This window comes from Plantibacter sp. Mn2098 (assembly GCF_049319745.1).
Classification (GTDB): Bacteria; Actinomycetota; Actinomycetes; order Actinomycetales; family Microbacteriaceae; genus Plantibacter.
The window spans coordinates 208,277-220,686 of the sequence record NZ_JBMOUH010000001.1 but is presented as its reverse complement, the minus strand read 5'-3'; the positions used below and the strand labels follow the sequence as shown (position 1 = coordinate 220,686).

The window sequence follows — 12,410 nt, the reverse complement described above, 5'->3', positions numbered from 1 at the left end:
AGTCAGTAACGTAGAGGTGTTGTTCACGCCACCGATGCCGAACCTGGCCGGTGCATTTCGACACTTCAGCACCAACAAGGAGAACCACCGTGAGCAGTGCTCTGCCCTACCTCGACCCAACGCTGACCGTCCCGGAGCGCGTCTCCGACCTGCTCGGACGGATGAGCGCCGAGGAGAAAGTCGGGCAGATGCTGCAGCTCGACGCCCGTGACGACCTCGACGACCACGTGCTCGGCAAGCACGTCGGCTCCATCCTCCACTCCTCACCGGAGCGGGTCATCCGGGCGCACGAACTCACCGCGCAGACGCGCCTCGGCATCCCGCTGCTCGTCGGCGAGGACTGCATCCACGGGCACTCCTTCTGGGAGGGCGCCACGATCTTCCCGACCCAGCTCGGCATGGCCGCGTCCTGGGACGCCGAACTGGTCGAGCAGGTCGCCCGCGTGACGGCCGTCGAGGTCGCGGCCACCGGCATCCACTGGACCTTCTCCCCCGTCCTCTGCATCGCGCGCGACCTCCGCTGGGGACGCGTCGACGAGACGTTCGGCGAGGACCCGTTCCTCATCGGCGAACTCGCGTCGGCGATGGTCCGCGGCTACCAGGGCGACGGCCTCGACGACCCCACCGCGATCCTCGCGACGGCCAAGCACTTCGCCGGCTACTCCGAGACGCAGGGCGGACGCGATGCGAGCGAGGCCGACATCTCGCGCCGCAAGCTCCGCTCCTGGTTCCTGCCGCCCTTCGAACGCGTCGCCCGAGAGGGCTGCCGGACGTTTATGCTCGGCTACCAGTCGACCGACGGCATCCCGATCACGGTCAACGACTGGCTCCTCAACGACGTCCTCCGCGGCGAATGGGGCTACACGGGCACGCTCATCACCGACTGGGACAACGTCGGCCGTATGGTCTGGGAGCAGAAGGTGCAGCCCGACTACGCCCACGCGGCGGCGGCAGCGGTCAAGGCCGGCAACGACATGGTCATGACGACGCCCAAGTTCTACGAGGGCGCGCTCGAAGCCATCGAGACCGGCCTGCTCGTCGAGTCGGACCTCGATGCGGCGGTCGCCCGCATCCTGACCGTCAAGTTCGAGCTCGGGCTGTTCGAGGACCCGCGCCACCCGCAGATCGACCGCATCGACCTCGCGGTCGGCACCGACGAGCACACGGCCGTGAACCTCGCCGTCGCACGCAAGTCGATCGTGCTCCTGCAGAACGACGGCGTGCTGCCGCTCGCCGGCGGACTCGTCGCCGACGAGAGCGGTCGGGCGACGCCGGCCGCCGCACCGCGGAAGATCGCGGTGGTCGGGCCGCTCGCCGACGACGCGCAGACGCAGCTCGGTGACTGGGCGGGGTCCTCCGGCCAGGCCGGATGGCTCGACGGCCAGCCGCGCGACATGATCGTCACGGTGCTCGACGGCCTCACGGCGCACTCGCCCGAGGACTGGACGATCGAGTACACGCAGGGTGCGGACATCCTCACGGTCGTGCCGGACCCGGAGGGCGCGTTCTTCCCAGACGGCCAGCCGCGCTCCCCCATCGTGGTCGCGGCAGAGCCGGACGAGGCGCTCATCGCCGCCGCCGTCGCCAACGCGGAGTCCGCGGACTACGTCGTCGCCGTCGTCGGGGACCGCATCGAGCTGGTCGGTGAAGCACGCTCCACCGCGACCCTCGAACTCATCGGCAGCCAGATCGCCCTGCTCGACGCCCTCGCAGCGACGGGCAAGCCGCTCATCGTCGTGCTGCTCGCGTCGAAGCCGCTCGTCCTGCCGCCGTCGACGCACGACGCCGCCGCGATCCTGTGGGTGGCGAGCCCCGGGATGCAGGGTGGCCGTGCCATCGCCGAAGTCGCCCTTGGGCTCGTGGAGCCCTCAGGCCGACTGCCGATCTCGTTCGCCGTGCACGTCGGCCAGCAGCCCACCTACTACAACCAGATCCGCGGTCAGCACGGCAACCGCTACGCCGACCTCACGCAGCGCACGGCGTTCGCGTTCGGCGAGGGCCTGTCGTACACGACCGTCGAGTACTCCGATGCGCGTGCGCTCACGCCGTCCGTGACCGCGGCCGACCTCGTCGAAGCCGAGATCACCGTGACCAACACGGGATCACGACCGGCACTCGAGACCGTGCAGGTGTACATCAGCGACAGCATCACCTCGGTGAGCTGGGCGGACAAGGAGCTCAAGGCGTACCAGCAGGTGTCGTTGGAGCCCGGCGAGTCCAAGGTCGTGCGTCTGAGTGTGCCCGCTGCCGACTGCAGCATCGTCGATGGCGGTGGCAACCGCATCGTGGAGGCCGGTGCGTTCGAGATGCTCGTCGGGCCGTCCTCACGTGAGGAGGCGCTCGAGCGCATCCCGTTCGAGATCACCGCGTAGCGCGCCGCGCGCGCCCCGCGCCCCGCGCCCTACGCCCCGCGCCGCGCGCTCGCGGCGCTGCACCGCAGAAGGAGAACCGCGAGAGAGAAGGCTCCCGCTCACCAGAGCGTCCTTCCCTCGCGCGGTTCTCCTTCTCTCGTGCGGCGCACGCGCGGGGCTCGTGCGGCGCCAGTCCGGTGCTCAGGCGTCGTGACGCCAGTAGCCGTTGGCGCTCGCGACGGTCTGGAAGTGGACCGCGATGACGTGTGACGTCGCGATGAGGCTGTCGGCGTTCTCCGCGTAGCTCGGGCGCAGCGCCTCGCGCACCTCCGCCGACGGCTGAGTGAACTTCACCCCCAGCCGCGAGAGCTTGATCGCGAGCTGGAAGCCGTCCTCGGGCGTCTCGGTGAGCAGGGTGGGGAGCCAGGTTTCAGACATGCGCTTCGTTCCAATCGTAGTTTGATTGTGCACAACTAAGTTGCGTGCAATTGAATTGTACACACGGCAACGGGCTAGCATGATGCGATGACGTCGAAATCGAGTGATGCGCCGGCCTCCCAACACGCCCTCCTCGACGACCAGCTCTGCTTCCAGCTCTACGCTGCGTCGAAAGCCGTCTCCGGCGCCTACCGCGTCCTGCTCCAGGAACTCGGGTTGACGTATCCGCAGTACCTCACGATGCTCGCCATCTGGGAGCGGGAGGGGCGGACCGTCGCCGACCTGAGCGACGCGCTCGATCTGGACTCCGGCACCCTCTCCCCGCTCCTGCAGCGCCTCGAACGCGCCGGCCTCATCGTGAAGGCGCGGTCGACCCACGATGAACGGGTCGTGCAGATCTACACGACCGACGAGGGCAGGGCGATGGAGACCCGAGCAACACCCGTGCGGATCGCGGTCGAGACGTCGACGGGCCTCTCCGACGAGGCGTTCGCCGCGCTCCGCGAACAGCTCCACGACCTCCGGCGCACGGTCACCGGCCGAGCAGACGCGGTTCCGGCCGTGGACACGCAGGAGGACTGAGCCGCACACCTGCCGACGCGGAGTGTGCTGGACTGTCTGGATGGAACGCGCGGACGACTGGCTCCTCGACCGGGCACGCCCGGACGACGGGGCCGCGACGCCGGCAGGAACCGGGTGCGGCTGTACACGAACGAGGCGATGGCGGAGAACCTGGCCTTCTATCCTCGGCGCGGCTATCGGGAGACGCATCGTCGCACCGAAGACGGGTTTCGGCGGGTCTTCTTCGAGAAGCACCTCGAGTCCTGACGCTCGCCCGGCGGACGCGGGCGCTCCTCAGCCGAGCGGCCAGCCGCTGACGCCCAGAAGCAGCGCGACGGCGCCGACGACCACGGCCACGGCTGCCAAAACCCACCCCCAACGCTTCGATCCGCCGAGCAACAACGACGTCGCATTCACCGCAGCCGCAAGCGCGAGCAACCCGAGGCTCACCAGGAGGAGCACCCGCGCCAAGGCGGTCGTCTCCCCGGCGGACAGGGCCACGACGGACACCGCCGCCATCGCGATCAGGGAACCGAAGAACCAGCACCCCCAGAGCAACAAGACGGCGTCCGACCATCGCTCGGCGCCGGTCTGCTCCACCCGGAAGCCACCGGATCTGGCCGATATCCTGGCACCGAGCTGCTCGCGATGCGCGGCGACCGGCCCGTTGAACAGCTCGGTCACCGCCGATGGTAATGGTGCATCCTCAAGGGCGAGGAACGCGGCCGCGGTGCGCGGTGAGACCCAGGATGCGGCGAGGAGCCGGGCGAGACGGTCACGTTCGAGGGCGGTCGTCCAGCCGTCGATGCCGATCCCCCACCGCCCCGCCTGATCGGGGTTCCCGAGTTCACGGTAACGCTCAGCCAGCGCGCGACGGGCGAGGTCGTCCGACGGATCCCTGCGCACGGCCTCCTTCAAGACGCGGAGCGCGTCGGACCGCCGCCCGGCGTCCCAAGCCCGCTCGGACTCGGCCATCGTGGCCCCGCCACTCTCCCGAACTCCGTGACTCCCCCGACTTCCGCCGCTCTCCCGATCCACGCCACGATCCTCCACAACGCCCCGATCTCTCCGGTCGGCGGCGATGACGCCTGCGACCGACCGGAGACGATCTCCAGCGCGCGGAACCTGCCAGGATAGCGGCGACGCGACGATGTGGCCAGACCCCGTTGACGCCGCTTATCGGCGTGCGGCATCCGGCCGCACGTTCAGCTGCGCGACAACTCCACCGCCCGCCGCAGGTCGGCCGCATACGCTTCGGGCCGCTCCCAGGCGGCGAAGTGGCCGCCGTCGCTGTGCTCGATGAACTCGCGCACGTCGACGAAGAGCTCGGCGAAGCTCCTGGGAGCCGGGATGATGTCGTTCGCGAACGCCGAGACGACCGTCGGCGCGTCGATGTGCGCCGGGAGCACCGCCGGTTCGACGTAGGTGGAGAAGGAGGTGCCGATCGTGCCGCTGAACCAGTACGCAGACACCCAGGTCAGCAGCTCATCGGGCGAGAACGCGGGAACGTCGCGGCCAGCACCAGCGCCATCCGACCACGCCAGCAGCTTCTCCCCGACCCACGCCAGCAGCCCAGCCGGAGAATCCCCGAGCGATGCGATGAGCGTGCTCGGCCGGGTGGCCTGCTCCGCGATGAACCCGGCCTCGCCCTGCCGCCACTGCCCGACCCCGCGGAGGTACGCGGCGACATCGGCCGGAACGGTCGCGATGTCGACGGTCGCCGCGTGCGCCGGAGCGACGTTGGTGAGGTGCAACGCCGCGACACGGTCGGGGTGCTTCGCCGCCAGCACCTCGGCGACCATACCTCCGACATCACCGCCGGACACGACGTAGCGCTCGTAGCCGAGCTCGGCGAGCGCCGCCGCGACGACGTCGGCGATCCGCTCGACGGACATGGCCTCGCCGCCCGGGGCAGAGCCGGACGCAGAGCCGGACGCAGAGCCGGTCGCGGAGACGGGCACCGAGAACGGGAACCCGGGCAGCGCCGGGACGACGACGTGGACGTCACCGAGCAGCGGGAGCACCCGCTCGAAACGCAGGACGGAGTCCGGCCAGCCGTGCAGCAGCACGACCGCCGTCGCGGACGGATCGGCGCTCGGCTGGTGGATCGACCTGAGCGTGTCTCCTTCCGCGCCGGTCAGCACCCAGGGCAGTTCGCGGATGCGGGACTCGTGTGCGCGCCAGTCGTAGTCGTCGCCCCAGTGTTCGAGCAGGGCGTCGAGGGTGCGGCCGGGAATGCCCCGTGCGGGATCGTCCGCCCAGGGGTTGTTGATCCATCGCGTCCGTTGCACACGTTCGATGAGGTCGGCGACGGCCGCCTCGGTGATGGGAGCCGGCACCGGGGTGGGCAGCGCGGGTGGGGTGGTCATGTCGTTTCCGTTCAGGTGGGGTTGGAGGGGGTGATGGAGTTGGAGGGGGCGATGGAGGTGGAGGGAGCGGTCGGGTCGGACGGGTGCAGGAAGGTGGCGATGTAGTCGATCGCGCCGCCGAGCGATGCCCGAAGGGGCGCGATGCTCCGCTGGGCCTGCGTGAGCAGCATCCCGCCCTGGAAGGCGGCGAGGAGCACGTACGCGAGTCGCTCGGGTTCGGCGTCCGCCCGGAGTTCGCCCCGGTCGCGCATGGCGGCGAGCCCGTCGCGGAAGACGTCCGCCCAGCGGGAGAAGCCGGTCGAGATGTCGTCGCGCACGTCCAGATCGGACTTCAGCACGTCGCTCGCGAGGGAGCCGAAGCGGCACCCGGTCAGGCAGACCTCCTCGCGTTCGAGGTAGAAGTCGGCCCACTGGCGAAGGCGCGAGATGCTGTCGAGCAGGGCGAGTCCGTCGCCAGGCGCGCCCGGCACCCCGGGAGCGCCCCGCGCCCCGGCAGCAACCGTCCCGCCCTCGCCAGGCGACACCGGCGCCCGCCCGATGACGACCACCTGGTCGGCACGATGCGCGATGACGGCGCGCACGAGGCTCTCCTTGTCCGGGAAGTAGTGCCCCAGCTGGGAGCCACTGATGGCGGCCGCTGCGCGCACCTCCTCGTTCGTCGCACCCTGGAAGCCTTCGGCGTGCATGAGTTCTGCGGCAGCTTCGACGATCCGTTCGCGCGTCGCGCGCCCTTTCGCCGTGAGCCCGGCCACCCGGTCCGTCGTCTCGTTCATACGACGACCGTAGCTTAAGAATGGGCTACATAGCCCATTCTTAACAGCAAACTGTCATCTGCGCAGTCACCGTGACGCAGATCCCCTGCCAAACCGACGATTGTCGCTATTCTCGGGGTTGTCGGCGACCGCATGCCGAAGCTGACCTTCCGACGAACTGGAGCCTCATGACCGGCCAGCCCGCCCCCACACCGCCCACGCCGCCCGCACCCCGCGCGGCCCACGCATCGCTCTCCCCGTGGAAGCGGTTCTGGGAACGAGGCGGCTGGTGGAAGGCCGTCGTCCTCGCAGCCGTCTACTACGTCGTGTATCAGCTCGGCGGCCTCCTCTTCCTGCCCTTCACGGGTGGACTGGAAGCCGGCACCGCCCCCTACATCGTGATCACCACCGCGCTCCCCATCGCGCTCGGCGGAGTCCTGCTGGTGATCTTCGCACTGTCGATCGGATGGCTGGGCGAGCTGTTCGCCCTCCAACCCATCCGCGGCCGCGCCTGGATGTGGATCGCCGTCGCCGTCGTCCTGCTCTTCAACATCCTGCGATTCGCAACGATCGACTACGGAACGGCCGGATTCGATCGCGTGGCCGCGTGGCTCCTCGCCGGCCTGTTCATCGGATTCGCCGAGGAAGTCCTCACCCGTGGCTTCGTCGTGAACCTCATGCGAAAGGCCGGACACCCGGAGATCGCCGTCGCGACGGTATCTGCGGCGGTCTTCGCCGCGCTGCACTCCGGCAACCTCCTGACCGGTCAGTCGCTCTTCGCCACGCTCATCCAGCTCGTGTACACCTTCGCATTCGGCATCTGCATGTATCTCGCGCTGCGGGTCACCGGCAACCTGATCTGGCCGATCCTGCTCCACGCGAGCACCGACCCGAGCATCTTCCTGCAGACGACGTACCCCGCGGCGGGCGCGCTCACGGGCATCGCAGGGCTCGGCAACCTGCCCGTCATCGCCGTGGGCCTCGTGCTGCTCATCTTCATCCGCGGACGCGTCGCCGGATCGGGAGCTGAGGCATCCGGCACCATCCGAGTCGCTGCATGAGCCGTACCGTCACGACCCCGATCCGTGTGCCGCAACGCTTCTGGGTCGGCCTCGCAGCGGCCGCCGTGTACGTCGCGGGAGCCGCTGGGGTCGCGAACCTCCTCACCGGGGCCTTCCCGCAATCCGACCCGCTGGCCGACCTCGCGCTCGGACACTTCCCGGTCCTCATCCCGCTCATCGTCGCCGGTGTCCTCTTCGTGCGCTGGGCGGGATGGCGCGATCAGGTCTGGCGCGCTCCCGCCGCATTCGAGACCACGCCCCGCCGATGGTGGCTGCTCGCGATCCCCGTGCTCCTGCTCGCCCAATCCGTCACGGTCCTCGTCACGATGCCCGCCGATCGGTGGCAGCTCGGCGTGATCCTGCTCGTCGGAGCGGTGACGGCGCTCGTCGGCTTCGGCGAGGAGCTATTCTTCCGCGGCATCCTGCGCGCCTCCATCCGCGCCCACCACGGCGAGACGGTGACCCTCATCGCCACCTCGCTGCTGTTCGGCGCCGGACACAGCATCGGCAGCCTCATGAACGGTGTCCCGCCGGGCGTCATCGCGTTCCAGGTGGGCGTCACCGCGCTGGACGGCGCAGTGCTCTACGGCGCGTTCCTCGCCACCGGCAGGCTCTGGGTGCCGATCGTGCTGCACGCCCTCGACGACTTCGTGCTGCGCGTCGGCGGCGGCGTCCAGTCCGGTCCGAGTTCGGACGTCAGCCTCGGCCCCGTGAGCATCGCCATCGAGTGGACCCTGTGGGTCCTCGCGATCGCCCTCCTGGTCAGCTGCATCCGCCGCGACGTCCTCGCCAGACGCGCAGCTCACTCCGCGGAGCGGACGACCTCTGGCAGCTGATACCGCCCCTCGACGAGCGGGCGCTGCGGCACGTATCCGCGGAACGCGAGGCAGAACGCTCCGGCGGGTGCTGGAAGCCAATTCGCCTTCGCGTCGTCGTCGGCCGGCGCCTCGGAACCGAGGTGCAGCGTGAGGGTGCCGTCGACGATGCGCAACGCACCGGCATCGAGGTACGCCGTCCCGAGGTTGACGCGGCCGTTCGGCGGATCGGCCACCATGAAGATGTCGGCGTCGTACATCGTGATCGACCAGAAGCCGCCACGTGACGGGTCGACTGGCGGGAGCTCCTCCGCGTCGAAGGTGATCGTGTACTGGTGGTGCCCGTCGAGGACCGCGCCGTCCGCGTCGAGCCCTCTCGTCAGGTAGAGCGCTTCCTCGAAGTCGTTGACGAAGATGTAGATGACCGATGCGATGGCCCGTCCGTACCAGTCGCTCCCCCAACGTCCGCCGTTGGGCTGGCGACGCCACCCGTTGCCGGCGTCGAGCCCGGCCTGGATGTAGTCGGCGACCGCGTGGAGGTCCGCGAACGCAGACCAGGCGACCCGATCGAGCAGGCCCCGGAGCCGCTCGTGGGTCCGGTGCAACTCGACGAGCGCCCGTGCCTGGTCGGCCATCGCGGCATCGTCCGGCCCGAAGTGGGTGCAGGCATCGAGCATCGCACCGAGATCAGTCCAGAACGAGGCCGGGCGCACCCAGTCGGGCCGGCTCGCCGTTGGGTTCGCTGCGATCATCTCGGCAGTGACGCCCTCCGGGTAGATCGCGTGCGTCGCATACGTGTCGTACGCGAAGTCGAACTGCCCGTCCTGGTCTCCGACAGCGGGTACATGCCGATCTGGTTGAGCACGGCCCGCGCCCGAGCCTTGCCGTCCGCGTCCTGCGTGGCGAAACTGCGCGGCAGCACGGCTCCCACCTCCGTCGGCAACCGCAGGACGTCGACGAACCCCTCGGGAACGGAGTCCTCGGGCCCTGACGCTTCCCACGTCGGCCCGACGAGCAGATACTTCCCGCCGGGCGTGCCGGAGGCCGAACCGAGCTGATGGACGACGTTCGTCATCACGTCGACGATCTGGATGGTCCAGTAGTGGCCCTCCGGCACGTCCGTCGGGGTCTGCACCACAACGGCCTCCGAGCGCAGATCGCAGAATCCTGCGCCGTAGATCGTGTCCGCGTTCGGGGTGACGACCCAGCGTTGTGCGGGGCTCATGTAGTCGCCGAGTCCGCCGGTGTGGTTCTTCGGAGCAGCCGGCAGGATCCCGAGCATGGTGCCGCGGCGCCCGGCCATGATCTCCCACATGTTCGTCCGGCCGAAGGTGTCGACGCCCGGGTACGCCCAGAGGAAGACGATCCGTGCGAGTGCCTCAACGGTGTTGTCACTGCCCACCTGTGCGGGGGCTCCTGCCGCGTGCGGCAGGTCCGGATGCGCCGGGGTGAACGAGGCCGCCGCCTGCGCAGCGCTCAATCCGGTTCGCTTCGACTCGCCCATGTCCGCTCCGTCCCTCGCACCGCTCACCTCCCGACGGTGTCGCGACATCGCCGGGTTCGACAAGACGACTCTGCGCCGCTTGCTCGCCGACGAGATCACCTCGTTCGGGTGAACGGGGTTCCCTGCACGATCACCGTGACGTTCGTCAAGGGCTGACGACAGGGCGCCGGGCAGGCGTAGCGTGAGGATCCTTGGGAACATGCGAACGAGGAGGGCGCGGTGCGACGCTCAACACTGACCATCGACGGGCACTCCTACGAGCTCGCGCAGAGCACACAACTCGACGAATTGAAACGCAACGCCGAGGAGGCCGTGCAGGGCGGTGGGCGGTTCATCGACGTCACGGTCGTCGGCAACGTGGTGATCAGCATCCTCCTCTCCCCCGGCGTCCCCGTGTCGATCTCGTCGCTCGAAGTGGCCGACGACGACCGCGACGCGGATGACGGGGCCGAGCCGTTCAACACGACCGACTGGGAGATCGGCCGGTTCTTCGGCTCCTGATGCCCTTGGGCGACCCGCTGGGCCCTGCGGGGTTCGGGTTCTTGGACGTCGGCGGTGCGCGCGGGCGGCGGTTGCGTCAGACTGACACGTCCTCGACGCCCGGTTCCTAGCAACCCGACATTTGCTGGCTGGCGTCAGACGCCCCTCACGGGGTACGGCCAGGACCCGGACGATGCCGCCCGCCGACAGTGTGGCCTGGCACGTTCCGGTTCGTCGCGCCGTGTTCGCAACCCACCAGAACGGACAGACCCGAACAATGCCCCTCCGCCATGCGAAACCTCTCACCGGCAGCGCCCTGGGCGCCGCGGTCCTCGCCCTGTCCCTCGTCGCCGCCGCACCGGCGTCGGCCGTGGACGACTCGATCACGATCCCGGACCCAGCCCTCAAGACCTGCCTGAACCACATGCTCGGCCAGGATCCGGACGCGACCATCCGCGCGGGAGCGGTGAGCGACCCGGCGCTGGACCTCCAGGCCGACTGCGCCGGCCTCGGCATCACGGATCTGACCGGCATCGAGCACGTCACGGGTCTCGCGTCGCTGGACCTCGACGACAACGCGATCATCGATGTCGCACCGCTCGGAGCCCTCGGCCGGAACCTCGCCGAAGCCGGGTCGAGCCTCGACCGGATCAGCCTCGACGACAACCGTGTCGCGAACCTCGGCGCGCTCAAGGACCTCGTTGTGCAGCACTCCTTCTCTGCCGACGATCAGCGGGTCACCCTGCCGTCCGTGGACCGGCTCGTCGTGTTGGACAACCCGATCACGAATCGTGACGGCACGGTCATCGTTCCGACCTCCGACGACCCCGGATTCGCGTACAACGCCGAGCTCAACCGCTTCAAGTTCGTCACGAGCGGCACGAAGACCATCGCCTGGTCGGCACCGGTGACGCCCGGCACCCGGGACGACGATGCTTCCGCCTCCGGAACGCTCACGATCACCGTCGGCACGGAGAACGGTGCCGGGAACGGTGGCGGGAACAGCGGCGGGAACAGCGGCGGGACCAGCGGCGACGGATCACCGGCAGCACCCGCGGCACCGGCAGTCGTCGGCGCACCCGCACCCGCACCCGCAGCCGCAGCCGCTCCCGCGGTCGCACCGCCGGCCGCCTCCGCGACGGGCGGAACGCTCGCCGAGACCGGCCCGGAGGTCAGCGTGCCGGCGCTCGTCGCCGCGTGCGCGGTGGCCCTGGGCGTCGGCGCCCTCGCCATCGGCCGCAGCCGCGGCGATCGCCGTCCGCAGCGGCCGACGTCGGCCGCCTGAGACAAGGAGAACCGCACCAGAGAAGGTCCCGCTCGCGAGAGCGTCCTTCCCTGGTGCGGTTCTCCTTCTACGGCACGAAGTCAGGCAGGCGTCAGGGGTCAGGCCGCCGACTGCTTCGAGAACGACCGCACGGCCTGCACGATGCCGAGGACCACCATCGCGATGCCGGTCAGCCACCACAGGGTCGCGATGCCGGACAGCGGCGCGAGCAGCAGGGCGATGCCGGCGAGGATACTGATCACACCGGAGAAGATCCGCCAGCCGCGGCTCTCCGTCTGCTGGCCGACGACCGTGAGGACCGCGATGCCCTCCACGAGCCACAGCACACCGACCGTGACCGAGATCAGGACCGGGAGGAGGACCTCCACGGCGAGCAGGTTGCACGCGAGGAACACACCGCCGGCGATGAACAACGCGCCGAGCACGGCGGCGCCGACCCGACGCCATCCGCTGCGGTCGCGCTCCGAGATCGCCGAGACGATGTAGATGATGCCGATCACGAGTGTGTAGAGGGCGACGAGCAACGCGATGAGGCGCAGCGCGAACGCCCCGGTCGCGACCGGGTGGGCGAGCACGATGACGCCGAGGATCGCGGTCAGCACACCGCCGATGCCCAACAGGAATCTGGTGCCGCTTCCCGGGCGGTCGCCCTCCGGGAGGGCGGCGTTCTGCGACGCGTTCTGTGCTGCGTTCTGCGAGACGGATTCGCCCTCTGGGGCGGACACGTTTGCGGTCATGGGGTTCCTTCTGATGGGGGCTGGTGGGCGGCTTTCAGCCAATCACGCCGACAGGGC

Annotated in this window: 13 protein-coding genes; 6 read left to right on the top strand and 7 right to left on the bottom strand. The window is 69.6% G+C overall.

What is annotated here, in order from left to right:
- Nucleotides 1–89: 89 nt before the first annotated feature.
- A complete protein-coding gene (locus tag ACL9RL_RS00995) occupies nucleotides 90–2,372 on the top strand; it encodes a glycoside hydrolase family 3 N-terminal domain-containing protein (RefSeq protein WP_422778345.1) in 2,283 nt (760 codons plus the stop codon).
- Between the two features lie 180 nt (nucleotides 2,373–2,552).
- Here ACL9RL_RS00995 and ACL9RL_RS00990 read toward each other — a convergent pair whose 3' ends face one another.
- Nucleotides 2,553–2,789: a hexameric tyrosine-coordinated heme protein gene (locus tag ACL9RL_RS00990; RefSeq protein ID WP_422778344.1), complete on the bottom strand. Its 237-nt coding sequence runs from the start codon at nucleotides 2,787–2,789 to the stop codon at nucleotides 2,553–2,555.
- Nucleotides 2,790–2,876: 87 nt separating this feature from the next.
- Between ACL9RL_RS00990 and ACL9RL_RS00985 the strand changes: the two genes are divergently transcribed.
- A complete protein-coding gene (locus tag ACL9RL_RS00985) occupies nucleotides 2,877–3,371 on the top strand; it encodes a MarR family winged helix-turn-helix transcriptional regulator (protein ID WP_422778343.1) in 495 nt (164 codons plus the stop codon).
- Between the two features lie 273 nt (nucleotides 3,372–3,644).
- Here the strand turns inward: ACL9RL_RS00985 and ACL9RL_RS00980 are convergent, their stop codons facing one another.
- The 3 genes from ACL9RL_RS00980 to ACL9RL_RS00970 form a co-directional block, all read right to left on the bottom strand.
- Nucleotides 3,645–4,325 (bottom strand): tetratricopeptide repeat protein, encoded by a 681-nt coding sequence (locus ACL9RL_RS00980; protein ID WP_422778342.1) that lies wholly within the window; start codon nucleotides 4,323–4,325, stop codon nucleotides 3,645–3,647.
- A gap of 230 nt (nucleotides 4,326–4,555) precedes the next feature.
- Nucleotides 4,556–5,719, bottom strand: coding sequence for an epoxide hydrolase family protein (locus ACL9RL_RS00975; RefSeq protein WP_422778341.1), 1,164 nt, complete (start codon nucleotides 5,717–5,719; stop codon nucleotides 4,556–4,558).
- Nucleotides 5,720–5,730: 11 nt separating this feature from the next.
- Nucleotides 5,731–6,492, bottom strand: a complete 762-nt coding sequence (locus ACL9RL_RS00970; RefSeq protein WP_422778340.1) for a TetR/AcrR family transcriptional regulator — start codon at nucleotides 6,490–6,492, stop codon at nucleotides 5,731–5,733.
- 167 nt (nucleotides 6,493–6,659) lie between these two features.
- Here ACL9RL_RS00970 and ACL9RL_RS00965 point away from each other — a divergent pair, with 167 nt between their 5' ends.
- The gene (locus ACL9RL_RS00965) at nucleotides 6,660–7,532 is read left to right on the top strand and encodes a lysostaphin resistance A-like protein (protein ID WP_422778339.1); all 873 of its coding nucleotides are present in this window, start codon (nucleotides 6,660–6,662) and stop codon (nucleotides 7,530–7,532) included.
- On the top strand, nucleotides 7,529–8,368 hold the full coding sequence (locus ACL9RL_RS00960) for a lysostaphin resistance A-like protein (RefSeq protein WP_422778338.1): 840 nt from the start codon (nucleotides 7,529–7,531) through the stop codon (nucleotides 8,366–8,368). Before ACL9RL_RS00965 ends, ACL9RL_RS00960 begins: the two co-directional genes overlap by 4 nt.
- Here ACL9RL_RS00960 and ACL9RL_RS00955 read toward each other — a convergent pair.
- The gene (locus tag ACL9RL_RS00955; protein WP_422778337.1) at nucleotides 8,335–9,099 is read right to left on the bottom strand and encodes a DUF1214 domain-containing protein; all 765 of its coding nucleotides are present in this window, start codon (nucleotides 9,097–9,099) and stop codon (nucleotides 8,335–8,337) included. The genes ACL9RL_RS00960 and ACL9RL_RS00955 overlap by 34 nt on opposite strands.
- Nucleotides 9,096–9,851: a DUF1254 domain-containing protein gene (locus ACL9RL_RS00950; protein ID WP_422778336.1), complete on the bottom strand. Its 756-nt coding sequence runs from the start codon at nucleotides 9,849–9,851 to the stop codon at nucleotides 9,096–9,098. The genes ACL9RL_RS00955 and ACL9RL_RS00950 overlap by 4 nt, the downstream gene beginning before the upstream one ends.
- A 219-nt stretch (nucleotides 9,852–10,070) precedes the next feature.
- On the opposite strand from ACL9RL_RS00950, the gene ACL9RL_RS00945 reads away from it, so the two are divergent.
- Together ACL9RL_RS00945 and ACL9RL_RS00940 are read left to right on the top strand one after the other, a co-directional pair.
- A complete protein-coding gene (locus ACL9RL_RS00945) occupies nucleotides 10,071–10,352 on the top strand; it encodes a hypothetical protein (RefSeq protein ID WP_422778335.1) in 282 nt (93 codons plus the stop codon).
- Nucleotides 10,353–10,608: 256 nt separating this feature from the next.
- Nucleotides 10,609–11,616 carry a hypothetical protein gene (locus tag ACL9RL_RS00940; RefSeq protein ID WP_422778334.1) on the top strand — a complete coding sequence of 336 codons (1,008 nt, stop codon included), beginning with the start codon at nucleotides 10,609–10,611 and terminating at the stop codon, nucleotides 11,614–11,616.
- A 98-nt stretch (nucleotides 11,617–11,714) separates the two neighbouring features.
- Here ACL9RL_RS00940 and ACL9RL_RS00935 read toward each other — a convergent pair whose 3' ends face one another.
- A complete protein-coding gene (locus ACL9RL_RS00935; RefSeq protein ID WP_422778333.1) occupies nucleotides 11,715–12,353 on the bottom strand; it encodes an HdeD family acid-resistance protein in 639 nt (212 codons plus the stop codon).
- Nucleotides 12,354–12,410: the final 57 nt, after the last annotated feature.